Source organism: Actibacterium naphthalenivorans (assembly GCF_014196965.1).
Lineage (GTDB): Bacteria > Pseudomonadota > Alphaproteobacteria > Rhodobacterales > Rhodobacteraceae > Actibacterium_A > Actibacterium_A naphthalenivorans.
Genome location: NZ_JACIEQ010000016.1, coordinates 1 through 25,421 on the forward strand (window position 1 = coordinate 1; position 25,421 = coordinate 25,421).

A 25,421-nucleotide genomic window follows, 5' to 3' on the forward strand; every position below is an offset into this window, starting at 1 on the left:
CCTCTACTTGGGATATGAAGCTATGATCTGTCATAGCTTCATGCTCTTACAGGCAGCCGGGTGGGTCGGTCAGACGGCCCTCGGCGGATGCTTACTTTTGTACACCACCTTTGCCTCGATCATCGCGATGACGCAAATGCTGACCCCGCTGATGGCGCTGGTGCTTTATGCCACGATGAAACGCATCGATCCGGTGCTGCTTCGCGCCTCTACCAGCCTGGGGGCCAACAATCTTCGCGGCCTCGTGCACATCTATTTTCCGCTCAGCCTGCCGGGGGTCGCCAACGGGGTAACGCTGGTTTTCATCACGTGCCTGGGGTTCTATGTCACCCCTGCGATTTTGGGCAGCCCGCGCAATTTGATGATTTCCGGGCTGATCGGCAAGCAGATCGAGGAGATGCTGAGCTTTGGCACCGCTGCGGCCTCGTCGATGATACTGATGGCCTTCACCGGTGCGCTGTTTCTGATCTACAGCTCGTTTTCCAGCCTTGAAAAACTGTGGGGGTCGAAGTGACCGGAACCAGGCCCCGTTTTTTTCAGTCTGTGGCCTTTATCGTCGCCAACATCCTGGCGTGGCCAATCCTGATCGTCATCCCGATGTCCTTCAGCGCCTCGTCGTCGCTCAGCTTTCCGCCCAAAGCGCTTTCATTGAAGTATTACGTGGAGTTCTTCACCAGCCCGGACTGGAATATCCCCCTTTTCAACAGCCTGCTGGTTGCGGTTCTGACGGTGGCGTTCACCCTGATGCTGGCGATGCCCGCCGCGTTCGCCCTGGCGCGGTCACAATTTGCCGGCAAGGCATGGTTTCGGCTTTTGATGATCGCGCCGCTGCTTGTTCCGCATATTGTACTGGCCTTCGCCTATTTCATCTATTTCGCCTATTTTGGCCTGATCCAAAGCTATACCGGCGTCGTCATCGCCCACACCTGCCTGAACATTCCGGCCGCGGTGTTGGTGCTGAGCGCGGGCATACAATCGCTGGACCCTAACCTTGAACGCGCGTCGCTTTCGCTGGGCGCCGGGCGCCGGGCGACATTCTGGCATGTCATCGTGCCCGCGCTGATGCCCAGCATCATGGTCGCGGGCTTCTATGCCTTCATCCATTCCTTCGACGAGGCGGTGATCGCCGTGTTCATCTCGGGGCGCGACAAGGCGACCCTGCCGCGCCAGCTGTTCAACAGCTTCATGATGGACATGGACCCGGTGATCGCGGCGGCCTCTGGCGCGCTTGTGTTCTTTCTGGTGGCTTTCGTGCTTGTCGCCTTTGTCATTCGCCTGTTGTGGGCAAGCTCTCGTACCTATTCCAGAAAGGCCGGCGCCTGATGACTGACGTTTCTCTGGTACTGCGCGATCTGGGTAAATCCTACGATGGCAAGACCGAAGTGCTTTCGATTGATCGACTGGCGATCAGCAAGGGCGAATTCGTATCTTTCCTGGGGCCATCCGGCTCTGGCAAGACCACGACGCTGATGATCGTGGGCGGGTTTGAGACGCCGACGCGGGGTGAGGTGATTGTCAGCGGAAAATCGATCGCGGATGTTCCGGCGCATAAGCGTGACATGGGGATCGTGTTTCAGAACTACGCGCTGTTTCCTCATATGAGCGTGGCAAAGAATGTCTCTTACCCCTTGCGAATGCGCCAGGTGCCCAGGCGCGAGGCTGACGCGCGGGTCGAGAGTGCGTTGCGGATGGTCGGCCTGCAAGGGTTCGGAAACCGCACCCCGTCCGAGCTTTCGGGTGGTCAGCAGCAGCGCGTGGCGCTGGCGCGCGCATTGGTGTTCGAGCCCGAACTGGTGCTTTTGGATGAACCCCTTGGGGCACTGGACAAGAATCTGCGCGAACAGATGCAGATAGAGCTTAAGCGTATCCATGCCCAGACCGGCGCAACCATGATTTTCGTCACTCATGATCAGGCCGAGGCGATGGTGATGTCCGACCGCATCGTCGTGTTTTCCAATGGCAGGATCGAACAGTTCGGAACGCCCGAGGAGATATACAACCGGCCAAAGACGCGGTTTGTGGCCGAGTTCATTGGCGACAGCAATTTCCTTCAGGCGGTTGTGAGCGCGGGCGGACAGGTCGAGCTGGAAGCTTTTGGCCGACGTAGGCTGCCCGCCTACCGGGATCTCGAGCCGGGGCGGTACGAGGCCCTGATCCGCCCGGAAAATATCGAGGTGCATTCGGGCGCGAACGGGCCGGATTGTCGGCCTTTCGATGTCGAGGACAAGCACAACTATGGCGATATGGCCGTTCTGACGGGCCTGATCGGGACAACACCCGTCCGTGTGAAGCAGCCGGCCATGCGCGTTGCTTCGGTCGCGAAGGGCGGCCGCGTTCATCTGAGTGTCGCGGATGCCGCTATCCACTTGATCACGGGATAGCGACCGATGCGGGATTTGCAAAGTCCGGCAGAACGGGAATGCCGCTTCGCGGCCGGAGCAAAGGAGAAGGCTGGAATGCTCAAAGGTCTATTGCCGGTGGCAAGCAACACTGAACTGCCCAAGCAGACCGAGGTGGTCATCATAGGGGGCGGCATCATCGGAGCCTGCGCCGCATTGATGCTGGCTGAAAAGGGCATTCCCGTCTGCCTGATTGAAAAGGGTGAAATCGGGGCTGAACAGTCAGGTCGCAACTGGGGCTGGGTGCGCAAGATGGGACGGGTTGAGGCGGATATCGATCTGAGCATCCTGTCCGAGCGCATTTGGGAAACGCTGGATATCCGAGCGGGCTACAAGACCGGATACCGCAAGAACGGCGGCATCTATCCGTGTGATACGCGGGCGGAACTGGACGAATGGGCGAAATGGAAGCGCGACGTGGCCGAACCGCGGGGCGTGGACAGTATCATACTGACCAAGGCGCAGCTTGAGGCACTTTTGCCCGGTGGCAAGCGTGATTTCGCAGGGGGGCTTTATACCAAAAGCGATGGCTGCGCCGAGCCGCTCTGGGCGGCTCCGGCCATCGCGAAAGGCGCGCAGGGCAAGGGCGCAAAAGTCTTTACCAACTGCGCTGCCCGGGGGATCGAGACATCGGGCGGCGTCGTGTCTGGCGTGGTGACAGAGAAAGGCCGCGTGGGTTGCAAGTCGGTTGTACTGGCGACGGGGGCCTGGACGCGGCTGATGTGCAAGCATCTTAGGCTGGATTTCCCGCAGTTGCGGCTCCTGGCCTCGGTCATGCAGACCAAGCCCTTGGACGGCGCACCCGATATCTGCTTGGGCGCCTCGGATTTTTCGTTCCGCAAGCGCGCTGATGGCGGCTATACCGTGGCGCGCCGTAATGCGAACACGACCTTCCTGACGCCTGATCATTTCCGCTACTTTCTTCACTTCCTTCCCACGCTGCATGAAAAACGCAAACTGGTGCAGGTGCGTGGCGGGCTTTCCTTTTTCAAGGCCTGGCGCGATGGCATGGATTGGTCCGAAGATCAGAAAACCGTGTTCGAACGCACGCGCATCCTGGAGCACGCCCCCGCCGGAAAGACGCTTGCATCAGGGGTTGCCAACCTCAAGGCCGCCTATCCGGTGTTCGAAAACCTGGAGCCGGAACAGACCTGGGCAGGATTTATCGAAGGTACGCCTGACGCGTTGCCGGCGATCTCGCCGGTCAAGCGGGTTCCGGGGCTGGTGATCGCCAGCGGGTTTTCCGGACAGGGATTTGGCCCCGGTCCCGGCGCGGGGCAGGTCATCGCGGATATCGTGACCGGCGCCACGCCCAGTGTGGATATCAGCAACTATACATTCGATCGGTTTGACACAGCATGACCCGAGCGAGGGAGAAGATGATGAAGAGCAACGACGAAGTCACATTGTCGATTGAGAAAGCGCTGGAACTGGCAGCAAAGGCGTTTTCGGGGGCAGGTGCCAGCCCGGAGGTCGCCGCGGTGATGGCGCAAATCCACGTCGATGCCGACCGTGACGGGATCGCAAGCCATGGCGTGGCCCGTGTGCCGGGCCTGTGCAAGCAACTGCAGGCCGGGCGCGTGAACGGAACGGCGGTGCCCGACGTCTCGCAGCCCAGGCCCGGCATCGTGATCGCCGATGCGCGGGGCGGGTTTCCGCAGCCCGCGTTTCAAGCCGGGTTTGATGCGACCGTGAAGGCCGTGACGTCCTGCGGCATTGCCACGCTTGTGGTGCGCAACGGCTGGGCTGCCGATGTCATGGGCTGGCATACTGAATGCTTTGCTCGGGAAGGGTTTCTTGCGCTTGGTTTCGCCAATGTTCCCGCATCGATTTCTCCCGTTGGCGGCACCAAGCCCGTATTCGGAACCAATCCGATCACCTGTGCGATCCCGCAGGCCGGAAAGCCGCCAATCGTGATTGATCAGGCCTCTTCGGTTATTGCCAAGAGCGAGATCGTAGAGCGGGCTGCCGCCAACGAACCCATCCCGCTGGGCTGGGCGCTGGATACGCACGGCCAGCCGACCGAAGACGCCCAGGCGGGGCTTGCCGGGTCGCTTCTGGCCTCGGGCGGTTACAAGGGCATCGGTATCGCGTTGATCGTAGAGCTGTTCGCCGCCGTTCTCTCGGGCTCCGAATTGTCGATCGAGGCCGCGCCGCTGGCCAGGATGGACGCACCGCCGGTGCGTCTGGCGCAGACCTATGTCGTGCTCGACCCGACAGCCGTGGCCGGGCCCGGTTGGCTTGCGCGTGTGGCACAGATTACAGGCGCGATCGAAGCTCAGGAAGGCGCGCGCGTGCCAGGCGCCCGACGTTTCGCGGCGCGCAGGAAACATATCGAACAGGGAATTACGATCACGGCGGGTCTCGCGCAGAGCCTGTCAGATCTGGCCGGTCAAGACCAGCCGCTGGGCAGATCATAGTGCCAGCAGACCAAAACAGGGAAGCATAGGGATATCAAAATGAAACTATTGAGTGTCTTCGTGGCGACAGCCACAGCGGTGCTGTCGACCTCCTCTTTGGTCGCCGCCGAAAGCTGGGGTCCGTTCCCGGTCAAGGTTCAGCGTGAGGGCGTGGAAACCGCATCAGAGTTCCAGCCATTGGAATCTGCCACGCAACCGTGGAAGATCTGCGTACTCGTGCCGCATGTGAAAGACAGCTATTGGCTGGCAGCGGACTACGGCCTGATCGAAGAGGCCAGGCGCCTGGGCATCGATCTGACACTGTACGAGGCGGGCGGATACGGCAACCTGCCACGTCAGGTGAACCAGTTCGACAATTGCTTGTCGTCCAAGGTCGATGCCATTCTGGTAGCCCCGATTTCAGAAGCAGGTCTGTCGGGATCCTTCGAGAAGGCCAGGGCGGCGGGAATTCCGACCATTGCCTTTATCAACCCGGTCTCAGAAGCGCCGGTGGCCGGCAAGGTGTTCACCCGGATGCGGACCAAAGGCGTCGAGGCCGGGAACTTCCTGGTTGAGGTCGCGGCGGCGAATGGTTCGGAATACAAGGTCGTCGGCTTCCCCGGCGCCCAAGGTTCGGGCTGGGCCGAGGCCGCTGTCGAAGGGTTTCAAGAGGGTATTCAAGGCAGCAATATCACGCTCTTGGATGTCAAGTTCGGGGACACGGGCGTGGCCGAGCAACTGAGCCTTGTCGAGGATGCCTTGCAGACCTATCCCGAGATGAACCTGATCTGGGGCACGGCGCCCACGATCGAAGCCGCGATCGGTGTCGTGGATGAAATCGGGCGCGACGATGTGTCGATCATGGCCGAATATGGAACCCGTGAAATGTTGCGCCTGTTGCAGCAAGAGCAGATCATGGGCCTCGTGTCCGACTATACGGTGGTGCAGGCGCGGATGGCCGTGGATCTGGCGGTCATGGCGATTGAAGGTAATATGCCAGCGGCGAATGCGTTTGACGTGGAACCGGCGCTGATCACCGATCCCGACGTGTCGACCGATGACATATTGCTGCATTTCGCGCCCGCCAACTGGCGGCCTGTCTTCAGCAGCAAATGACATGACATGTCGGCCTCATGGCTTGTTCGGGTCGTGCCTCAGGCGCGCGGCCCGGCCGGAACGGAGATGATCATGCAAGACATCAGGATCTATCTGCTTGATGGCGGTTCGCTGTTGTTGGACGGGTATCACATGTATTGGAACGTCGGACCCGGTGGACCGATACGCGTGCCCGTTTGTTCGGTGCTGGTCGAACATTCAGATGGGCTGTTCCTGTTTGATACCGGCTTCGACCTTGACTATGTGCAGCGCGAAATTCCTTCCGAAAAGCCGCTGCAGACCACTGAACAGACCATTCCCGGCGCTTTGGCCAGGCTCGGGGGTCAGGTCGGGGATATCTCGGCGGTGGTGAACTCGCATCTGCATATGGATCATGTGGGCGCAAACCGGTTCTTTCCGGGCGCGACCAAGATCTGCCAAAAGGCGGAATACGAGCGCGCGGCAAATCCCTATCGGTTTGAGGTGGGCGCCTACGGTGACCTGAGCTTCAGCGCCGAACTGGCCCGCAAACAGGGCCGCGAGGCGCAGTTGAAAGATGGGCAGACATCACAGAATACGCGCTTCACGCTGGTCGAGGGGGATGTCGAACTGGCCAAGGGGCTGGATCTGATCTTCACGCCCGGGCATTCAGCCGGCCACTGCAGCCTGCTGGTCACGCCGGAACATCGACGACCGATGCTGTTTCCCTTCGATGCCGCTTATAGCGCGCACAACATGGATCAGTTCATTCAGGGGGGGTATCATTCCGACCCCGTCGCGGGCGAGCAGTCGCTGCAAAGGCTGATCGATCTGGCAGGGGCCAGTGACGCCGAAGTGGTCTTTTCCCATGATCCGCAGTCGCCACATCTGAATGTCGTCGGTGATCTTCTGGCTGTAGCGTGATGAGCGAGAGACGGCGGAATGAACGATAAGCAACAGATGCAGGCCGCTTTGGGCACGCAGGACGAACATGTTCTGCAGATGTCGGATATCTCCAAAACCTATGGTGTGAACCGGGCGCTGGACGAAGTGAGCTTCGACCTGCGTCCGGGTGAGGTTCACGTGCTGTTCGGCGAGAACGGGGCGGGGAAATCGACGCTGATCAAGGTGCTCACCGGCAACGTTCGGCCGGATGCCGGCACCCTGACGATAAACGGCCAATCCTGCGGGTTCCTGACCCTTCGCGGGGCGAAGGCGGCGGGTATTTCTGCCGTGTTTCAGGAGTTCCAGCTGGCCCCGAGCCTGAGCGTTGTCGACAACCTGTTCCTGGGGCGCGAGAAAACCCGCCGTGGCATTCTGGCGCGCGCCGAAATGCAGGATCAGGCGCGTCAGGTGCTTGCGGAACTGGGGTTCGCGATCGACCTGGAGGCCACCGTTGGTACCCTTACACGGGCACAGAGGCAGATGGTCGAAATTTGCAAAGCACTGCTGTTGCATGCCTCGATCCTGATCCTGGACGAGCCGACGGCATCGCTGAACGATCACGAGGCAGACGCCTTACTTGACGTGGTGCGCAAGCTGCGCCACCGGGGCGTGGGGATCATCTATGTATCGCACCGGATGCGCGAAATCCACGAGATTGCCGATCGGGTTACCGTATTGCGATCCGGGCGTTATATCGGCACCCTTCCGCGTGCCGGCCTGCAGGAAGCCAAACTGGTAGAGATGATGACCGGCCGGCCGATCGCTGCGCTTTATCCCGAAATCCGGCAGGATCCGCGCGCGATGCGGATCCGGATTTCCAACCTGTCCACAGTGAATGGTGCGGTCAAGGATGCAAGCCTGACCCTGCGTGCCGGCGAAATCGTGGGCATCGCCGGGCTGATGGGCTCCGGCAAAAGCGAGATCGGTCAGGCGCTGTTCGGGCTTTTGCCGATCCGGTCGGGGCAGATCGAAATGGACGGCACGCTGATCAAGCCGCGCAACCCTTCGGCGATGCTGGCACGACATCTGTGCTATTTCCCGCCCGACCGAAACGTCGGAGGATTGGCCGTCAGTCGACCCGTGCTGGAGAACGGCTCGATGACCGGGCTTTCGCTGAACATGTTTTCGCGGTTCGGATTCCTGCGCCGGCGCAATGAGCGCAGCGAGGTCATGAAAGCCATGAAGGCGGTTCGCCTGCGACCGCTTGACCTGACCCTGCCCGTAGGCAGCCTGTCGGGCGGAAACATGCAAAAGGTACTTTTGGCGCGCGGATTGGTCCGAAATACAGAAGTCTTCGTGTTCGACGAGCCCACGGTGGGGATCGACGTGGGAGCCAAGGCGGAAATTTATGATCTTCTGAAGTCGCTGGTCGAAAAGGGGGCGGCGGTGCTGATGATCTCATCCGATCTGCAAGAGGTCCTGCGGCTGAGCAACAGGGTCTATGTCGTCACCGAAGGTCGGACCGTGGCCGAACTTTGCGGCGACCAAAAAACCGAAGACAATGTGCTCAAGGGGTTCTTTGGCCATGCACCGAAAATTCGGAAGGAGGGTGTCGCATGACATTTGCCCCGAACTCCGCGCCTGTGCTTCGTCTGCGCGACCGGCTCTTTGCGTTTAACGAACGCGTGGGTCTCGCGCTGCCGCTTTCGGTTCTGATCGTGACGGGGATGTTGCTGGCCGAACCACGGTTCGTCGCCAAGATGAACATGTTCAATGTTCTGCGGGATTTTTCGGTGATCACGCTCGCGGCTCTTGGGCAGATGCTGGTGCTTGTCACCGGCAGGTTCGATTTGTCGGTCGGTGCGATCGTCGCCCTGGCTTCGGTCACGACGGCGTCAGTGTCGAACCAGCTCATGCTGGTTTTCCCGGACATGATAGGGTTTGTCGCCGTACTGGGGGTCTTGGCCGGGCTGAGTGTGGGCGCGATTGCCGGGGTCGGGAACGGGTGGCTTATCTCGACCCTGAAGTTGGACGCGTTCATTGCCACGATCGCTACATCATCCATCATTCTGGGGGCGGTATTCGTCTGGACGTATGGCGTGCCGGTCTACGGCGTTCCCAAAGTGCTGACCCAATGGGTCGGGCGCGGGCAGATATTTGGGCTTCCTGGCCTCCTCTATCTCACTCTGGTTGCCGTCTTCATCGTGTGGTTCGTGCTGGAGCGGACCGCATATGGCCGCCATATCCTTGCGGTTGGCAGCAATGAAGCCGCAGCGGAAATTGCCGGGATCTCGCCCAAGGCGATCATCTGCGGCGTGTTTGCGGCAAGCGGTTTTTTCGCTGCACTGGTGGGGGTCTATTTCACCGCGCGCATGGGGTCCGGGCAATCGGCACTGGGGGCCAATACCGCGATGCAGGCGATCACGGCTGCGGTCATCGGCGGGGTGTCGCTGCGCGGAGGTAGCGGCAATCCGATCAAGGTCATGTTCGGGGGCTTGTTTCTGGCGGTCGTGGGAAATGCGCTTAACCTTGCGCGTGTGGATAGCAAGTTTCAGGTGTTGGTGTTCGGGGTCGTGCTTCTTGCGGCTGCATTTCTGGATCGGGCAACGGACCGCGCCGCGCGGCAGGAGGGACAGCGATGACGACGATGCAAATGACGCGCAGCTTCTTTTTGAACTCCGCCGTTGTCGGACTGGTGATGATCGCATTGTTGCTGGCCGGGTTTTCGGCGGCTTCGCCGCAGATGCTGACCAAGGGAAACATCTACAACATTCTTGTGCAGTCGAGCTATCTGATGATCTTCGCCTCGGCGCAAAGCATGGTACTGCTGACCCGCGGGTATGACCTGTCGCTGGGCAACACCGTGTCGCTTGTGAGCGTGATCACGGCGATGGTGTTGGTATCGCCATGGGGGCAGGCGGCTGGCGCGCCGATCCTGCTTGCCGCGCTGTGCGGGCTGGGCGCAGCGGTGCTGATCGGCGGGCTGAATGGCACGCTTGTGGCTGCGACGGGGCTAAATCCGTTCATCGTGACCTTGGGAACGATGTACATCGTGCAGGCGCTTGGCTCCACCGTCAGCGGCGGGTTCCCTGTATCGGGCGTTCCTGCCCAATTCATGGCTCTTTCCCGGCTCGATGTGCTTGGTGTGCCCGTTCAGATATGGACACTTGGCTTGGCTACTCTGGCGTTGCACATGCTGCTGAAATGGAGCGTGTACGGCCGCAGCCTGTATCTGGTCGGCGCCAACCCGACGGCGGCAACAACCGCCGGCGTCAAGACACGCATGGTTACGGCGATGGCCTATGTCTGTTGCTCGGCATTTGCGGGGCTTGGCGCTATCCTTCTGACCGCGCGCACCGGATCGGGCGAGCCCACCTTGGGGGCGAACCTGACGCTTGAGGCCATCGCGGCCGCTGTCGTGGGCGGGATCAGCACACAGGGCGGGCGCGGAGGTGCGGTGGCGCCGTTGATCGGCGCTGTTCTTATCACGCTGCTGTCGAACGGCATGGATCTGGTTCAGATCGATGGCTACGTTCAGCAGATTTGCCTGGGAATGATCATCCTGATCGCACTTACGCTGGATCGGTTCCGCCGGTGATGTCGGCAGCCGCTATGTGCGGCCGTGGACGATCATCGAGGTGATCTCTTCGCGCGTGGTATCCTCGCGCCGGACAACCCCGACCAGGTTGCCGTTCTTGAAGACCGCGATCCGGTCTGCGATGGTCATCACATGTTCCATGTTGTGACTGATGATGAAGAATGAGATGTGCTTGCGCGACAATCGCGCGATCAGGTCCAGAACCTTCTGGCCTTCGTCCACGCCAAGGGCCGCCATGGGTTCATCCATGATGATCAGGCGCACGTCGCCCAGCAAAAGCCGGCTGATCGCGACCGCCTGACGTTGACCACCTGACATTGTGCTGACGGGGCGAGCAAGATCGGGCAGGCGGATATCAAGCTCTTTCAACAGGTCGGCTGTCCGGCGACGCATTTCAGTGTGCCGCAAGAAGGGGATGGCGCCGCCCAGCCGGCCGGTCAGTTCCCGCCCGAGGAATACATTCTGCGGCACGTTGAAACAGTCGACGAGGCCCAGATCCTGATACAGCGTCGCAATGCCGTTTTCATGCGCGTCGTTGGGCGTGCTCATCTGAACCTTTTGCCCGTCAACCAGAATGCTGCCGCCGTCATGGGTTTCGGCGCCCGACAGGATTTTCACGAAGGTGGACTTTCCGGCGCCGTTGTCGCCGACCAGGGCGACAACCTCGTTGGGGAAAATATCAAGGCTGACGCCTTTGAGGGCGCGGTTGCCGCCATAGTTCTTTTCTATGCCGCGCGCCGACAGAAGCGGCTGATGCGGGAGTTTCGCTGTGACGTTCGTGGTGGGGGCGATCTGGGCGAGGGTCATTTTATCTGTATTCCTTTTGATGGCATGAGGAGGCGGGGGGCGGGCAGGGGATCAACCTGTCTCGATCCGCTCTTGCCGCAGCATCCGCACCCGGATCTGGTCGACCACCACCGCCGCGATGAGAAAGACGCCCAGAACGATCTGCTGCACATAGCTTTCGATGCGCAGAAGGTTCATGCCGTTGGTCAGGATGGTGACAAAGATTGCACCCAGAAACACATTGCTGATCCGGCCAATGCCGCCAAAAAACGACACGCCGCCGATGACGCATGCGGTGATCGACTCCATGAGGAGGGTGGTGCCGAGCGTGGCCTCGCCCGTATTCACGCGGGCTGTCAGAAGAATGGCGCCGAAGGCAACGATGACGGAACAGAGCACGTAGGTCAGCACCATGAAGAAGGTCGTGTTCACCCCGGCCAGCCGGGTCGCGTTCAGGTTCCCCCCCAGCGAATAGATCCGGCGCCCAAGCACGGTCCAGTTCAGCATGTAATAGCCCAAGATCAGGACCGCGATGCAGTACAACACCGGGACCGGCAGGCCGTGCAGCGATGCGTTGGAAAATATCTGCCCGAACTCGCGCGGCATCCCGTAGACGGGCATGCCGCCGCTGAGCGTCAGTGCGACGCCCGTGGCGATGGACATCATCCCGACGGTCATGATGAATGGGCTGACAGACAGCACGGCAATGCCGATGCCATTGATCAGACCGACGACAGCGCCGGTCAGCATCCCCGCGGCGACGCCCGCGACAATGGCCAGCCCCGGTGGTGCGTCGGGTATGGCCTGGGCCGTGCCGGTGATGGCCAGCGCTGTCGTCACACTGACAAGTGCGACAGTCGAGCCCACCGACATATCAATCCCCCGAACCAGAAGCGCGAGCATCTGGCCGACCGAGATAATGATCAGATAGGTGGAATGTCGCCCAAGATTGAAAAGGTTGTCGTAGCTCAGAAACCGGGGCTCGGCGATGCCCATGAAGATGATGGCGGCGACCAGGACAAAGGGAAGAATCCCGTTGGCCAGAAACACATCATGCAAGACCCGCATTGTCCGTGCCCAAATCGGGCGATTAGCGGATGGGTCCGCGTGAGAATTGATTTCTGTATTCACCATACGTGTTCTCCGTTTTGCGGGTCGCGCCAGCAAAGTTTGAGGGATTTGATTATCGGTAAGCCGCAGTCTGAGTTGGGAACCCGACCGGCGATCGGGCTCCCAGCGATTGGTCGGAAGAGGGGCAGAACGAATATGCCCTGTTCAGTTCGTTGGTGCCTTGACCTCGAACACCGGTTCGAAACCGTCAGGAGCAAGGATCGTGGTGCGATCGTAGGTATTCACGTTGTCCTGATCGACGATGAAGAACGCACGGTTCGCGACTTCGATCTCCAGCTTGCCCTCGAGCGCACGGATCGCCTGATCGACGCTGATGCGCGAGCCCACGAGATTGTAGTCGCCGACCGTGGCCATCACATCGCCGTCGCGCACCCCCTGTTCCATGGCGGGCGTCGAGTAAAAGGCGATCAGATCGATATGCTCGAGCCCCTTGGCCTTGATGATTTCCACTCCACCTTCGATGGCCGGGGCGACCCCACCGATGATATCAAGCCCTTCATAGGTTTGCAGAGCATCGTCGATCAGGCGCATCTGGACACCCTTTCCGGTATCGCCATACATCACCTTGACCAGTTCCACATCCGAGCCCACGATGCTGTCCTTCATCCCGGCAACCGCATCCTCAACCCATTGAGACCCGGCGGGGCCGGCCATCCAGACCATCTCCACCTTGCCCGAGCCGGCGGGGTGCTTGCTGGCGAGATAGGCGCCGGCCTGGGCCCCGGCGTTGTAATAGCCTGCGCGTGCGCGCCCCGCCACCTTGTCGGAGTCCAGCCCGTTGCCAAGATCGATCACCGGAATGCCCTTGGCGGCCATTTCCTCGACCATCGCAACGAGGCCTGTCTTTGAGACCGCGTTCACCAGCACGGCATCACCGCCGCGGGAAACGCAGTCTTCAAGCTGCTGGATTTGCTGCAGGACATTCGCGTAGCCGCCTGCGGACATGATGGTTGCGGCCACACCCTGCCGCTGCGCCTCGACCACGACGCCGTAGTCCTTCGCGACGTAGTAGGCATCTTTCATATGCGGAAAGCTGACACACAGGTGCCATGGCTTGCTGACCGCTCCGACGGGAAGTGGGGTGTAGGTTTCGGCGGTCAGGTCCCCTTCGGCGAGAAGCGGTGCCGACCAGGTTTCCTCGTCCGCCCATGCGCCGTGGCCGGCAAAAGTCAGCGCAACGGCAGTGGTTGCAAGGTATTTTCCAATTCGCATCTGGTTCTCCCTTCGAAAAATCTGTGTGGATCCCGTGGCAGCAAACTCTTGATGCGGCCTCATGAATTCTGGGGATCGATAAATGTATCGATCAAATCGATAGTATTGATTGTCGTATCAATGCTGCCAATTTTGGTATTTCAAAATACCAAAACTTTCCAGCTCACATGCCGCGCCGCGATCTCTGTTTTTAAATTTATTGATTAAAAACATATGTTTATTTGAGGGATTGGTGGGCCTGGTTCAGTATGGTTCTGCTCACGTGAGAGCAAATTTCTTATTTCCTCCAGGCTCGTGCGATTTCAAGAAAATATCCATCAGCGCGAACTGCTGAAAAAGCGCCGTCCCTTTTGGGGTGCGTGCCTTCGAAACCGGCAGAGCGTTAACATGCCAATATCCGATGTGCAGTCGATCCAGAGACCGGCAAGCTGGAAATTTTTCCTTCCAGAATATGCTCTGTTGTTGGTTGAACAGGCAGAGAGCTTGCCAAATCTCAAGATGGTGGCGCGTGCTTTTGCACAGGCTGAAAGGTCTGCTGTCTCTTTATGCAGTGGCCAGCCTCGAACATGAAATGCGACCCTCGCGGGCAATGGCGCTATTTCACGCCTCTTGGGTTGTATACAGTATCCAGTATATCATTATGGAGATCTGCGATGCCAAGCCACGCGGCAAAGATGAAGATAGGCCTTTATGGAACTGCCACCGGGGCCAATGTGAACGGATGGCGCCATCCCGATGCGGTCGCCGATCTGGGCGCCAATATCAGCGCCGTTGCGGATATGGCCCGCATGGCGGAGTCGGGGTTGCTTGATTTTGTTTTCCTGGCAGACAGCATGGCGATGCGGGGTCACGATTGGGAGGTTCTGGCGCGCTCCAGCACGCGCTATGTCGCCCAGTTCGAGCCTTTGACGCTGCTCGCCGCGCTCTCCATGGTGACAACGAATATCGGCCTGATCGCGACGCACAATACCACCTACGACGAACCCTATATGCTGGCGCGCAAGTTCGCGTCACTTGATCTGATCAGTGGCGGGCGCAGCGGCTGGAACCTCGTGACCTCCTCCAACCTTGAAGAAGCCGAGAATTTCAGCCGTGAAAAGCACCCGGACCACGGCGACCGCTATATCCGGGCGCTTGAGTTTGCCGAAGTGGTGCGCGGGCTCTGGCACAGCTGGGATGATGAAGCGTTCCTATATGACAAGGAAAGCAGCCTGTTCTTCGATCGTGAAAAGATGCACCTTCTGAACCATAAGGGCGCGCATTTTCAGGTGCGTGGGCCGCTGAATGTCCCGCCTTCGCCGCAGCGCCACCCGGTCATGGTACAGGCCGGCGCATCGGAGTCGGGGCGAAATCTGGCGGCCGAAACCGCCGAGGTGATCTTTACCGTCAGCCCCGGCATGGAAGAGGCGCAGAAATTTTACAGAGATATCAAAGGACGCATGGCCAAATACGGGCGCGCACCGGAGGAGTTGGTGATAATGCCCGGCATTTCCGTTTTTGTCGCGGACACCGAAGAGGCCGCACAGGCCAAGCATCAGGAACTGCTGGAGCTGACAGATCCGGTGGTTGGGCGCGACTACCTGAAACATATGCTGGGTGACGTGATCGACCTGTCCCAATATGCGGATGATGAACTGTTGCCCGATCTGCCGGTCAGCAATGCCAACCGAAGCGCACAGGAGCGTCTGTTCAAGATGTCGCGCGAGCAGAACATGACGATCCGGGATCTCTATTTGAGTGTCGCGTCAAAAGGTGCGCCCGCCTTCATCGGGACTGCCGGTCAGGTCGCCGATGAGATGCAGCGCTGGTTCGAAGCTGACGCTGCGGACGGTTTCATCTTTCTGATGGATTATTTCCCCAACAGCCTTGCGGATTTCAACACAATGGTCATTCCCGAGCTTCAGAAGCGCGGGCTTTTCCGTACCGCATATGAAGGCACGACATTGCGCGAAAATCTGGGGTTGGGATTGCCACGCCGGCCGAAGCTGCAGGCGCCCACGCGTTTGGCAGGGGAATGACCATTGCCCCGGTTCGGGTCTTGTCAGATCCGGCGCCGGGGGATCAGAAAGGCCATCGCCGCGCCCGCCGCGGCGATGCACCCGAGCAAACGAAAAACATTGTGAAAGCCCGGCTGAAGCATTTCCGCGGAAATGTCGGCCGAGGTCGCGGAGGCGCCGGCTGGCAGGTCAAGCGTCAAGGCAAGCGCCAGCCCGGCGAATGCCGTTCCCGACGCAGCCCCCAATGACCGCGAAAGCACGACGCTGGCGGTGGCGATACCAAGCCGCTTGATCCCGGCCTCGGTCTGCACAGTAATCTGGACCACGCCCATCACCGACCCCAGCAGCAAGCAAACGATCGCAAAGTAAATCGACGCTTGCCAAGGCGAAAGCGTTTCGATTCCCACCGAGGCAAGGAAAAGCAGCGCGCTGGCCAATGACAGGCTGATCGCGGGGTAGAGCGTGGTGCGGCCGGTTCTGTTGATCAGCTTGCCGGTGACAAAGGCGCCCGACCCGATGCCAAGCGTTACAGGCAGCATGAGCAGCCCGAGCTCACGCGGGGGAACGCCATGGCCAAGCGCGAAATAGATCGGAATGAACGTCAGAAGAGAAACATAGAGCCCGCCGTGGCACATCGCCAACAACATGCTGAAAAAGATTGACGGACGGCCAAGCAGATCCCCGGGAAACAATGGTTCGGCCGCACGCCGTTCGCGAAGGACAAGCAACATGAGGATTGCTCCCGCAATCGCAACAAGAAGAAAAAGGGTGCTATGGACCGCCGCGCCGCGCTTGACGGTTTCGATGATGGTCAATGCCGTTGCGACAAACCCCGCGAACAACAAGAAACCCGGATAGTCGAAGGCGATCTTTTCGCGGGGCGTCTGGCGCGGTGGCAGACGCATGACAAGAACGAAGGCCAGAATGCCAAGCGGAATGTTGAGGGCGAAGATCCAGCGCCACCCGAAATGCCCGGTGATCAGCCCTCCGGCCACCGGGCCAAAGGTGCTGGCGACCATGGCGATCGTCGCCAGATACCCCTGATACTTTGCCCGCGCCCTGGGGCCGACATATTGCCCGAGCAGCGCCTGGGCGAGCCCGATAAGCCCGCCGCCGCCCAGGCCTTGCAGAAACCGCGAGGCGACAAGCATTTCGAAACTGACGGACAGACTGCAAAATGCGCTGCCAACTACCGCCATGCACAGCGCGACGCACATCATCCGCCGCCGCCCTAGCGCATCCCCCAGACGCCCGTAGAGCGGCGCGGAAACGGTTACTGCGGCAAGATAGGCGATAACCACCAGCGCCATCCGATCGAACCCGCCAAGCGATTGGATGATGCTGGGCAGGGCGGTGCTGACAATGGTCTGATCTGAAATCCCCATGAAAAGCGGCGGGACAATGGCCAGAAACAATGTCGGCAAGCTGGGGCGGACGAAACCTTGCGGGGGCGTTCCGTCATCGCCGCCATGCGGGCTGCCGGATTCAGGGATCACGGTCGCCCCCGGGGCGGTGATCGCCAGCCGGAACGTGACACGCGGCTATTGTCATGGCTAGGTCCAAGCGTCTGCCTTGGCCAGGTCGGAAAAATGGCAGGCCACGGGGTGATCCGCCGAGCGGGCTTCCAATATCGGCTCCCGCTCGCTGCAAAGCGGGCGCGCTATCGGGCAGCGGGTGTGAAACCGGCATCCGGACGGGGGCCGGCTGGGTGACGGAATGTCGCCACGCAAAATGATGCGCCGCTTTGTCCGCTCGCGTTCCGGATCCGGCACAGGGGACGCTGACAGAAGCGCCTGGGTATAGGGATGCGCGGGCGCGTTGAATATCTGCTCGACAGGTCCGATCTCGACCAGCCTGCCCAGATACATCACGGCGACCCTGTGCGCCATGGACCGGACAACACCCAGATCATGGCTGATGAACAGATAGGATACCTGGGTTTCTTGCTGCAGACGCTTCATAAGCTTAAGGATCTGAGCGCGCACTGACACGTCCAGCGCCGAGACGCATTCATCCGCAACGATCAGTTTGGGCTGAAGGGCGAAGGCGCGCGCGATGGCAATTCTTTGGCGCTGTCCCCCGGAGAACTCATGCGGCATCCGGTTCACGAAGCGTTCTGGCGGGGTCATCCCCACCACACGCAGAAGATCCAGAACACGGGGTTCCCAGTTGCTGATACCAGCCACGCGGAAAGGCTGGCTCAGGATCTGGCGTACGGTTTTGCGCGGGTTCAGTGACCCGAAGGGATCCTGAAAGATCATCTGCAAATGTGTCTTGGTTTCCAGAGCAGCCTTGGCATCAAGGGTAGCAAGATCGCTGCCGTCAAAGACGACATGCCCGCTTGTCGGGTCGGTCAGGTTCATAATGACCCGCCCGATCGTCGATTTGCCACAGCCGGATTCCCCCACCAGTGCCAGGGTTTCGCCGGGGGCGATATCGAAACTGACACCGGCAACTGCCTGAACCGGCGGCGTGGTCGAAAACAACCCTCCGCTGCGATAGGTTTTCGTCAGGCTTTCAACACTCAGAATTGGGGCGGTCGTCATGTTTCGTAGTTCCAGCAAGCGACGCCGGAGACGTCTGAGTTTCTGGTCCAGCCTGGACCGGCCGTTTCGCAGATTGCGGTGGCTTTGGCGCAACGATCGACAAAGGCGCAGCCGACAGGCACATCGACCAGATTGGGCACTGTGCCATCCAGCGCATAAAGCTCGTCCCGCCGCTCATCCGCCCGCAGGATCGACGCCAAAAGCCCCTGCGTGTAAGGATGCTTGGGGGTGCGGAACAGCTCGTCCACCGGGGCCTCCTCGACCACTTTTCCCGCATACATGACGTAAACCCGATCACATGTTTCCGCGACCACCCCCAGATCATGGGTGATCAACAGCAGGGACGATCCCATGTCGTGGATGATCTCTTTCAGCAGCTCGAGGATTTGCGCCTGAACCGTGACATCCAACGCGGTCGTCGGTTCGTCAGCGATGATAAGCTCGGGATCGCAGGAAATTGCCGTGGCAATCAGAATACGCTGGCGCATCCCGCCAGAAAGCTGGTGGGGATAGCTTGCCACAACGCGGGCGGGATCAGGTATGCGCACCCGGCGCAACAGATCAATCACACGCTCCCGGCGCTCTGCCTTTGTCAAATTCAGATGATGGCGCAGCATTTCGGAAATCTGGGATTCGATCGTCAGGACCGGATTCAGAAAGGTCATCGGATCCTGAAAGATCATCCCTATGCGGCGACCACGGGTCTTTTGCATCTCGGCGCCGGAGAGCGTCCGCAGATCCGTTCCATCAAACATGACCCGCCCACCTGTCACCTCTCCCGGCGGGCTTGGGACCAGCCCCATGATCGACATCACTGTCATCGACTTGCCGCAGCCGGATTCTCCGACGATGCCGACGATCTCGCCCTTGCCGATCTCGACCGAAACATCGGTGACGGCGCGTACGGTGCCCTCGCTGGTGTTCAGAACCGTGTTCAGCCCTTCGACCACAAGCAAAGCTTCAGCCATGATCAGCGTCCTCCTCTAAGCCGGGGGTTCAGGACGTCGGTCAGGTGGTCGCCAAAGATGTTCAACGCCGCGACCGTCAGCAGGATACCCAGCCCCGGGAACACCGCCATCCACCATGCGCGTGTCAGGAATTGCTGTGCTTCGTTCAGCATCAGCCCCCAGCTTGGGTTCGAGGGATCCCCCAGACCCAGAAAGCTGAGTCCCGCTTCGAGCAGGATCGCGGAAGATACCTGCATGGTCATTGCCACGATCAGCGGTGGCATGGCGTTGGGAAGAATTTCGCCAAAGATGATCGACCGTGTCGATTGTCCCACTGCGTGGGCCGCCATCACATATTCCCGCTCGCGCAGGGTCAGAAACTCGGCCCGGGTGATACGTGCGACCTCGGGCCAGCCAAGCAGGCCGATCGTCAAAATGATGAAGATCAGGTGCGATCCGAAAATGGCGATCACGAGCAGGGCAAGGAAAAAACGCGGAATAACCTGGAAGAGTTCGGATATGCGCATGAGCACGATGTCCACCACGCCCTGGCTGAAGCCTGCCACCGCGCCCAGCGAAATTCCGATGATCGAGGATGTGAACGCCGCCAGAATTCCCACGGAAAGCGAGCTGCGTGCACCGTAGGCGAACCGCGCGAACACATCCCGGCCCAGATCATCCGTGCCCATTGGATGCTGTGGGCCGGGTGGCGCGAAAGACTCGTGCCCCATGGCATTCACATTTTCAAAGAAAAGCGGGGTGATGAAGGCAAACAGCAACATCGCCACAAGGGTGAACAACGCCGCGCCCGATACGGGGTCAAGCCGCAAGCGTGCTGGATAGCGTAACAGGTTTCCGTAGAGCACCGCGAAACGCGACTTGAGCGGGGGGGTGTCTTGCATGCTCATTTCAGCCTCACGCGTGGATCAAAGAGGGAATAGACGATATCAATCAAGAGGTTGGTGATGATGATGCCGATAGACACGAAGATAAAGATACCCATGAGCAGCGGATAGTCGCGCGCATACATCGCATCATACATAAGGCGGCCGATGCCGGGCCACCCAAAGACAATCTCGGTCAGGATGGACCCGGCCAGAATATCGGTCACGTTCAGCCCGAAAACGGTGATCACCGGTAGGATGCCATTGCGAAACGCATGAAAGACGATGCGTTTTTCCGGCAGTCCTTTGGCACGCGCCGCGACGATATAGTCCTGAGACAGCGCGTCACGCATCGCTGCGCGCGCATAGCGAAAATTGATGGCCAGATACCGCATCCCCAGTACAGATGCGGGCAGGATCAAGTGATGCAGAACATCGGTAAAATAAGCCCAGCCTTCGTAGGTGTATCGGCTGTTCGTCATCCCGTTGGTCGGAAACCAACGCAGCTGCAGGGCGAAGACCAGAAGTATAATCTGGGCCAGCCAAAAGGCGGGAACGGAATAGCCTATGACCGCAAGCGCCGAGCCGCCTCTGTCGATCAGGGATTTGGGGTGGCGCGCCACGATGATGGCCAGAAGCACACCTACTACCGTGAAAACGATGAGCGAGGTCAGCATCAGCGAAAGCGTCGCGGGAACGCGATTGAGGATCAGGCCCAACACATCGTTTTGCAGCACATATGAATAGCCCAGATCCCCGCGCAGGATGGAACCGACGTATTCCAGAAACTGCCGCCCAACGGATTTGTCCAGCCCGAGTTTTTGATAGAGCTCTGCCAGTTGCTCGGGGGTGGGTTCTGTTTCGCCGACCAGCACGCTTACCGGGTCACCGGGCGCAAGGTGGATGAGAACGAAATTAACAACGATCACGCCCAGCAACATTGGCAATGCGCTCAGCACTTTAAGTGCGACATAGCGTATGGAGGAGAGCCGCGCGGGGTTTGCGGCGGATTTTTCAACCACGGCTCGGGTGCCCGGCAGGACTTTGGATGTCACTCGATACCCTTTCATTAGCGTTATGGTTGGAACCCGAAAAATCATACGGAAATCAAGGGATCGTTCGTTTCGTATACGGTATTTTCTGGTGGCGGATAAATTTCCCCACCACAAAACCGCAGACATTCCTGCAGAAGTTCAAAAATTGGCACTTCGGAAGGCAAACCTCCTGTTTTTACCGCGATTAATTATTCACGCGCTTAATTTATCGGGCGGCGCGCTTGAAACGCTTTTTTTGCGGAAAGAATCTTCAGCTAGTTGAATCGTATACAGTATCCATTGGTCGTCCATGCGGATGAGGAGCTGTATATGTGAGCAGGAGCCGCACCATGTCCGACCGAAAGATGAAGATTGGCCTGAGCCTTGTATCGAATGGAACGCACCCCGCGGGTTGGAGGCTGCCGGAAGCGCATGCCGACGCGGGGCTGGACTTCAAGCTTTGGAAGCAGATGGCCCAGGCCGCGGAGGAGGCATCCCTTCACTTCGTGTTTCTTGCTGACGGCATAGCTGTTCGCACCGCCGCCGCAGACCTTGACGCCCTAAGCTATAGCGGCCGCATCGACCAATTCGAACCTCTTACACTTATCGGAGCGCTGTCTGCGGTCACCGAGAAGCTCGGGTTCATCGCCACCGCCTCCACCACCTATAACGAGCCTTATCATATTGCCCGCAAGTTTGCGTCGCTGGATCACATCAGCGGCGGGCGGGTGGGATGGAATGTCGTCACATCCTGGAGCGAGGCTGAGGCCACGAACTTCGGGCGTGACAGCCATATGGAGCACACGGCCCGCTATGGTCGCGCGGAAGAATTCGTCGACGTGGTGCGCGGGCTTTGGGACAGCTGGCAGGACGACGCCTTCATTCGTGACAAGGCAAGCGGCCAATATTTCGATCCTGCAAAGCTTCATGTGCTCGGCCATGACGGGCCGCATCTGAAAGTGCTCGGTCCCCTCAATATCGCACGCCCGCCGCAAGGCTATCCGATCATCGCGCAGGCCGGATCCTCGGAGCCCGGGCAAGAACTGGCGGCTCGCACGGCAGACCTTATTTATACGGCGAAGCGTACGCCAGAAGAGGCCGGCGCATTCTATGACAGTGTTAAAAACCGGTTTCCAAAATATGGCCGTTCAGCGGCGGATGCGCTGGTATTGCCTGGCATCATGCCGATCGTCGGTCGCACGATGGAAGAGGCAAAGGCCAAATATGATCGGGTGCAGCATTTGATCCACCCGAAAGTCGGGCTTGCCATGCTCGCCCGGACATTCGGGGATTTGTCCGCCTACGATCCGGATGGCCCATTGCCCGACGATCTTCCGGTTCTGGATGGCGTCAAAAGCCACCGCGACTCTCTGGTGCGGATGGCGCGCAACGAGAACCTCAGCATCCGTCAGCTTTACATGCGCGTGACAGGGGCCGCCGGGCACAATCAGGTCTACGGCACCCCGGATACGATCGCCGACCTGATGGCCGATTGGTTCAATCGCGGCGTTTGCGACGGGTTCAACATCATGGCGCCCTATTTCCCCGGCGGGTTGACCGATTTTCTGGAAATGGTTGTTCCGGTGCTCCAACAGCGCGGTCTGTTCCGAACTGGCTATGAGGGCGCAACGCTACGCGAAAATCTGGGCCTCGCCCGCCCCGAACACCCCTTGGCCCGCCAGCAAAGCGCCAAGGTCGGCTGATCGAGCTATCCGAGGGGCGACCCAAGTCATGCCAAACGAAAACACAAAAAATCCAGCAGAAGGAGAATTCAATGACTGATCGAGAGCCCGCCACCGGGAAGCTTGGCATCTCGCGCCGAACACTGTTGCGCACCATGGCTGCAAGCGTGCCCATGCTTGCCTTGCCCGAATTTCTGTCGGCCCAGACCAGCGAAGAACTCTATGGCGGAGTGTTCGTTGTCGGTACCGGCACCGAGCCACGCCACCTGAACCAGAACATCACGACCGATATTGTCACCAAGATGATCGCCAGCTGCATGCAAAACAAGTTGGTGGGCCTGAAAAGCGATCTGACCCCCAAGGCAGATCTGGCCAAGGACTGGTCGGTATCCGATGACGGGTTGATCTATACGTTCAATCTGCATGATGGCGTCAAATGGCACGACGGCACGCCCTTCACCTCCGAAGATGCGAAATTCACCTTTGAGCAAGTGCTGTTCAAATTCCACAATCAGGGCAAAACCCTTGCACCTTATGTCGATGAAATCACCACTCCGGATGCGACCACGATCGTCTTTCACCTGAACGCGCCCAATGACGTCATGATGACCTTCATCGCGGGGCAGGGATATATTCATCCCAAGCACCTTTATGATGGCGTCGATATCATGGACAGCCCCGCGAATCTGGCTCCGATCGGCACTGGCCCCTTCAAGTTCGCATCGTGGAATCGTGGGCAAGACGTGGCAATGGAACTTAACGACGAGTATTTCATGCCCGGAATGCCCTATGTGGATCGCATTGTGATACGTTTCATCCCCGAAGCAACCGCACGGGTGCGCGCGCTTGAGGCCGGCGAGGTTGACTATCTGGCCTATAACGATCTGCCGCATTCTATGATCGCGGATCTGGACAAGAATCCGGATGTAACGGTCACCTCCAAGGGGCACGAGGCATGGGGGTCGATCGTAGAACTGATGATGAATCTGGACAAGGAACCGTTCAACAACCGCAAGGTCCGCATGGGCATCGCGCATGCGCTTGATCTGGATTTCATTATCGAAAAGGCCACATACGGGCTCGCCACCCGCGCCACCGGCCCGATATCAAGCCAGCTTGCCTGGGCCTACAAGCCGGACACGACGCAATATCCCTTTGATGTCGCCAAGGCGAACGCGCTTCTGGATGAGGCCGGATATCCGCTGACCGACGGAACGCGGTTCAGCGCCACCATCGTCGCCAACCGGGGAACCGAGTCTTTCATCAAAGCGGCTCAGGTCATCGCCGAACAGCTCAAGGTCGTCGGCATCGATATCACGGTTAACCCCCTCGACATGGCGACTGTCGCGGAGCAGGTCTACAAGACACGCAAGTTCGACATGTTCATCCAAAGCCTGACCACCGGGCCGGACCCGGCGCTGGGCGTGCAGAGGCAATATATCGCGTCGAATATCCGGCCCGTGCCCTATACCAACGGGATCGGATATCGGGACGAAAACGTTGATGCGCTGCTGATAAAGGCTGCTCAAAGCCCTGACCGCGCCGAAAGAGCCGAACTCTACAAAGAACTGGCAGATATTCTGTGCGACGATTGCGCCTTGGTCTGGCTGTACGAAAACCCGACCTATTCGGCTTTCAGATCTGCATTTGGCAATCTTCATACATGGGCCGCAGAATCCATCTACGCCTATAGCAACGTCTATTGGAAAGAGGGAGACGTCAGCCGCGGTTGATCCTCCTCCCAAATCAAGATGCTGCGGCGCCTTGGCGCCGCGGTACAATTGTATAAGGGATATTGCATTTTCCAAAACGGCGCTTCACGCTGCCTGCTAATCTGGTCATGCACGGAAAGGCCAGCCAAGCCGAATGCTTCTCGCCCGGAGCTTGCAACTTGAGAGGTGCCAGTGGTCGAAAATGTCAAGCCTGCAAGGCGATCCCCCGTCAACAAACGCGCAGAACCGCGTGGGGCCCGAACAGTCGTCAGAGAGCCGATCCACGAACAGATCCTTCCCCATATCCGGCGCGACATCGTCCTGAATCGCTGGGGGCCCGGTGAGAGACTTCCCGAAATGGAACTGTGCCACGAATTCGGCGTCTCGCGGACGCCGTTGCGCAATGTGCTCAAGATTCTGGAGGTCGAAGGGCTGATCGAGCTGGTCCCCCATATCGGAGCCGTGGTGACGCCATTCGACTCTCCCGATCTGGCTGAAAAACTGGACGTGATGTCCGGGCTTGAACAACTTGCCGCGGTACGGATTGCCCAGTTGCGGCCGCCCGAAGCCCTCAGCGAGATTCAGCGCCTGCATTCAGAGATGAACCTGGCTGCGCTGGATACCGACCGCACCCGATACTATGCGTTGAACGACGAATTTCATCGCGCGATCGTTCTGGGGTCGGGCAATGCCACCCTGTCGAAAATGCACGAAACGATCATGTGGCATGTCAGCCGCGCCCGAAATTTCGCGAATGAGCAGGAAGTCCTGGGCGTGCGCGCAGCCGAACATCATACGCAGATCGTTGAAATGATCCTTTCCGGCGACGCTGAAGGCGCAAGGCTGGCAATGCGGACGCATCTGGACGATGTCATTTCGAATATCCTCGCACGCTTCGGCCCTGAACAGACCATCGACTCCGAAACGGGGAATGATGCTGCCTGACATCGCGCCAGTGCTTTCCCTCTGCAAGCGCCGGTGACGAGAGGCCAGAGCACAAGGATGATCTGCCGCCGGTCAGGACGATGGCAGCAGTTTCTTCAACACACGGAAGAACCCCTTTTCATTGTCCCAGGGGATCATGTGGCCTGCGTCGGGGACGCAGGTGATCGGGATGGCGGGGTTGGTGCGGGCC

General features: G+C 59.4%; 22 protein-coding genes. 14 read left to right on the forward strand and 8 right to left on the reverse strand.

Translation table 11 applies throughout. The features are described 5' to 3' along the window. Positions 1–97 precede the first annotated feature (97 nt). From GGR17_RS18890 to GGR17_RS18935, 10 genes are all read left to right on the forward strand, one after another. Positions 98–514 carry an ABC transporter permease gene (locus tag GGR17_RS18890; RefSeq protein WP_054539469.1) on the forward strand — a complete coding sequence of 139 codons (417 nt, stop codon included), beginning with the start codon at positions 98–100 and terminating at the stop codon, positions 512–514. Then, entirely contained in the window at positions 511–1,323 is an 813-nt protein-coding gene (locus tag GGR17_RS20430; RefSeq protein WP_157445583.1) for an ABC transporter permease, read from the forward strand. Before GGR17_RS18890 ends, GGR17_RS20430 begins: the two co-directional genes overlap by 4 nt. Beyond that, positions 1,323–2,381: an ABC transporter ATP-binding protein gene (locus GGR17_RS18900; protein WP_054539468.1), complete on the forward strand. Its 1,059-nt coding sequence runs from the start codon at positions 1,323–1,325 to the stop codon at positions 2,379–2,381. Before GGR17_RS20430 ends, GGR17_RS18900 begins: the two co-directional genes overlap by 1 nt. Positions 2,382–2,456: 75 nt before the next feature. Continuing rightward, a complete protein-coding gene (locus GGR17_RS18905) occupies positions 2,457–3,761 on the forward strand; it encodes an NAD(P)/FAD-dependent oxidoreductase (protein ID WP_054539467.1) in 1,305 nt (434 codons plus the stop codon). Positions 3,762–3,781: 20 nt separating this feature from the next. Beyond that, complete coding sequence (locus GGR17_RS18910; RefSeq protein WP_162231827.1) at positions 3,782–4,819, forward strand: Ldh family oxidoreductase; 1,038 nt, start codon at positions 3,782–3,784, stop codon at positions 4,817–4,819. Positions 4,820–4,858: 39 nt separating this feature from the next. Continuing rightward, positions 4,859–5,914 (forward strand): TMAO reductase system periplasmic protein TorT, encoded by a 1,056-nt coding sequence (torT, locus tag GGR17_RS18915; RefSeq protein WP_082386632.1) that lies wholly within the window; start codon positions 4,859–4,861, stop codon positions 5,912–5,914. A gap of 72 nt (positions 5,915–5,986) precedes the next feature. Then, positions 5,987–6,796: a 4-pyridoxolactonase gene (gene pldA, locus GGR17_RS18920; RefSeq protein WP_054540431.1), complete on the forward strand. Its 810-nt coding sequence runs from the start codon at positions 5,987–5,989 to the stop codon at positions 6,794–6,796. An 18-nt stretch (positions 6,797–6,814) separates the two neighbouring features. After that, positions 6,815–8,377: a sugar ABC transporter ATP-binding protein gene (locus tag GGR17_RS18925; RefSeq protein WP_207642709.1), complete on the forward strand. Its 1,563-nt coding sequence runs from the start codon at positions 6,815–6,817 to the stop codon at positions 8,375–8,377. Continuing rightward, positions 8,374–9,399 (forward strand): ABC transporter permease, encoded by a 1,026-nt coding sequence (locus GGR17_RS18930; protein ID WP_054539464.1) that lies wholly within the window; start codon positions 8,374–8,376, stop codon positions 9,397–9,399. Before GGR17_RS18925 ends, GGR17_RS18930 begins: the two co-directional genes overlap by 4 nt. Continuing rightward, a complete protein-coding gene (locus tag GGR17_RS18935; protein ID WP_054539463.1) occupies positions 9,396–10,355 on the forward strand; it encodes an ABC transporter permease in 960 nt (319 codons plus the stop codon). Before GGR17_RS18930 ends, GGR17_RS18935 begins: the two co-directional genes overlap by 4 nt. Positions 10,356–10,367: 12 nt before the next feature. On the opposite strand, the gene GGR17_RS18940 is transcribed toward GGR17_RS18935, so the two are convergent. The 3 genes from GGR17_RS18940 to torT (GGR17_RS18950) form a co-directional block, all read right to left on the reverse strand. Further along, the gene (locus GGR17_RS18940) at positions 10,368–11,162 is read right to left on the reverse strand and encodes an ATP-binding cassette domain-containing protein (RefSeq protein ID WP_054539462.1); all 795 of its coding nucleotides are present in this window, start codon (positions 11,160–11,162) and stop codon (positions 10,368–10,370) included. A gap of 51 nt (positions 11,163–11,213) precedes the next feature. After that, entirely contained in the window at positions 11,214–12,209 is a 996-nt protein-coding gene (locus tag GGR17_RS18945) for an ABC transporter permease (protein ID WP_054539461.1), read from the reverse strand. Positions 12,210–12,416: 207 nt separating this feature from the next. Further along, entirely contained in the window at positions 12,417–13,484 is a 1,068-nt protein-coding gene (gene torT / locus GGR17_RS18950; protein WP_054539460.1) for a TMAO reductase system periplasmic protein TorT, read from the reverse strand. 566 nt (positions 13,485–14,050) lie between these two features. Between torT (GGR17_RS18950) and GGR17_RS18955 the strand changes: the two genes are divergently transcribed. Then, entirely contained in the window at positions 14,051–15,502 is a 1,452-nt protein-coding gene (locus GGR17_RS18955; protein ID WP_235974546.1) for an LLM class flavin-dependent oxidoreductase, read from the forward strand. A 23-nt stretch (positions 15,503–15,525) separates the two neighbouring features. On the opposite strand, the gene GGR17_RS18960 is transcribed toward GGR17_RS18955, so the two are convergent. The 5 genes from GGR17_RS18960 to GGR17_RS18980 are packed head-to-tail and all read right to left on the reverse strand — an operon-like array spanning position 15,526 to position 20,913. Further along, complete coding sequence (locus GGR17_RS18960) at positions 15,526–16,977, reverse strand: MFS transporter (protein WP_157445582.1); 1,452 nt, start codon at positions 16,975–16,977, stop codon at positions 15,526–15,528. 57 nt (positions 16,978–17,034) lie between these two features. After that, on the reverse strand, positions 17,035–18,027 hold the full coding sequence (locus tag GGR17_RS18965; protein WP_054539457.1) for an ABC transporter ATP-binding protein: 993 nt from the start codon (positions 18,025–18,027) through the stop codon (positions 17,035–17,037). Beyond that, positions 18,024–18,995, reverse strand: a complete 972-nt coding sequence (locus GGR17_RS18970) for an ABC transporter ATP-binding protein (protein ID WP_054539456.1) — start codon at positions 18,993–18,995, stop codon at positions 18,024–18,026. The genes GGR17_RS18965 and GGR17_RS18970 overlap by 4 nt, the downstream gene beginning before the upstream one ends. A 2-nt stretch (positions 18,996–18,997) precedes the next feature. Continuing rightward, positions 18,998–19,876 (reverse strand): ABC transporter permease, encoded by an 879-nt coding sequence (locus GGR17_RS18975; protein WP_157445581.1) that lies wholly within the window; start codon positions 19,874–19,876, stop codon positions 18,998–19,000. Positions 19,877–19,878: 2 nt separating this feature from the next. Beyond that, complete coding sequence (locus GGR17_RS18980; RefSeq protein WP_207642708.1) at positions 19,879–20,913, reverse strand: ABC transporter permease; 1,035 nt, start codon at positions 20,911–20,913, stop codon at positions 19,879–19,881. Between the two features lie 329 nt (positions 20,914–21,242). Between GGR17_RS18980 and GGR17_RS18985 the strand changes: the two genes are divergently transcribed. The 3 genes from GGR17_RS18985 to GGR17_RS20585 all read left to right on the forward strand — a co-directional run bounded on the left by GGR17_RS18985 (position 21,243) and on the right by GGR17_RS20585 (position 25,231). Next, the gene (locus tag GGR17_RS18985; RefSeq protein WP_054539453.1) at positions 21,243–22,595 is read left to right on the forward strand and encodes an LLM class flavin-dependent oxidoreductase; all 1,353 of its coding nucleotides are present in this window, start codon (positions 21,243–21,245) and stop codon (positions 22,593–22,595) included. 71 nt (positions 22,596–22,666) lie between these two features. Continuing rightward, entirely contained in the window at positions 22,667–24,307 is a 1,641-nt protein-coding gene (locus GGR17_RS18990) for an ABC transporter substrate-binding protein (protein WP_054539452.1), read from the forward strand. Positions 24,308–24,478: 171 nt separating this feature from the next. Then, entirely contained in the window at positions 24,479–25,231 is a 753-nt protein-coding gene (locus tag GGR17_RS20585; protein WP_054539451.1) for a GntR family transcriptional regulator, read from the forward strand. Positions 25,232–25,421 lie beyond the last annotated feature (190 nt).

Bases quoted from the DNA above. Each gene is read 5' to 3' on its own strand.
- pldA (WP_054540431.1), top strand. From the start codon at position 5,987: ATGCAAGACATCAGGATCTATCTGCTTGATGGCGGTTCGCTGTTGTTG.
- GGR17_RS18990 (WP_054539452.1), top strand. From the start codon at position 22,667: ATGACTGATCGAGAGCCCGCCACCGGGAAGCTTGGCATCTCGCGCCGA.
- GGR17_RS18935 (WP_054539463.1), top strand. From the start codon at position 9,396: ATGACGACGATGCAAATGACGCGCAGCTTCTTTTTGAACTCCGCCGTT.
- torT (WP_054539460.1), bottom strand. From the start codon at position 13,484: ATGCGAATTGGAAAATACCTTGCAACCACTGCCGTTGCGCTGACTTTT.
- GGR17_RS18965 (WP_054539457.1), bottom strand. From the start codon at position 18,027: ATGACGACCGCCCCAATTCTGAGTGTTGAAAGCCTGACGAAAACCTAT.
- GGR17_RS18975 (WP_157445581.1), bottom strand. From the start codon at position 19,876: ATGCAAGACACCCCCCCGCTCAAGTCGCGTTTCGCGGTGCTCTACGGA.
- torT (WP_082386632.1), top strand. From the start codon at position 4,859: ATGAAACTATTGAGTGTCTTCGTGGCGACAGCCACAGCGGTGCTGTCG.
- GGR17_RS18945 (WP_054539461.1), bottom strand. From the start codon at position 12,209: ATGCGGGTCTTGCATGATGTGTTTCTGGCCAACGGGATTCTTCCCTTT.
- GGR17_RS18900 (WP_054539468.1), top strand. From the start codon at position 1,323: ATGACTGACGTTTCTCTGGTACTGCGCGATCTGGGTAAATCCTACGAT.
- GGR17_RS18925 (WP_207642709.1), top strand. From the start codon at position 6,815: ATGAACGATAAGCAACAGATGCAGGCCGCTTTGGGCACGCAGGACGAA.
- GGR17_RS18910 (WP_162231827.1), top strand. From the start codon at position 3,782: ATGAAGAGCAACGACGAAGTCACATTGTCGATTGAGAAAGCGCTGGAA.
- GGR17_RS18970 (WP_054539456.1), bottom strand. From the start codon at position 18,995: ATGGCTGAAGCTTTGCTTGTGGTCGAAGGGCTGAACACGGTTCTGAAC.
- GGR17_RS18905 (WP_054539467.1), top strand. From the start codon at position 2,457: ATGCTCAAAGGTCTATTGCCGGTGGCAAGCAACACTGAACTGCCCAAG.
- GGR17_RS18930 (WP_054539464.1), top strand. From the start codon at position 8,374: ATGACATTTGCCCCGAACTCCGCGCCTGTGCTTCGTCTGCGCGACCGG.
- GGR17_RS18940 (WP_054539462.1), bottom strand. From the start codon at position 11,162: ATGACCCTCGCCCAGATCGCCCCCACCACGAACGTCACAGCGAAACTC.
- GGR17_RS18955 (WP_235974546.1), top strand. From the start codon at position 14,051: ATGAAATGCGACCCTCGCGGGCAATGGCGCTATTTCACGCCTCTTGGG.
- GGR17_RS18985 (WP_054539453.1), top strand. From the start codon at position 21,243: ATGTCCGACCGAAAGATGAAGATTGGCCTGAGCCTTGTATCGAATGGA.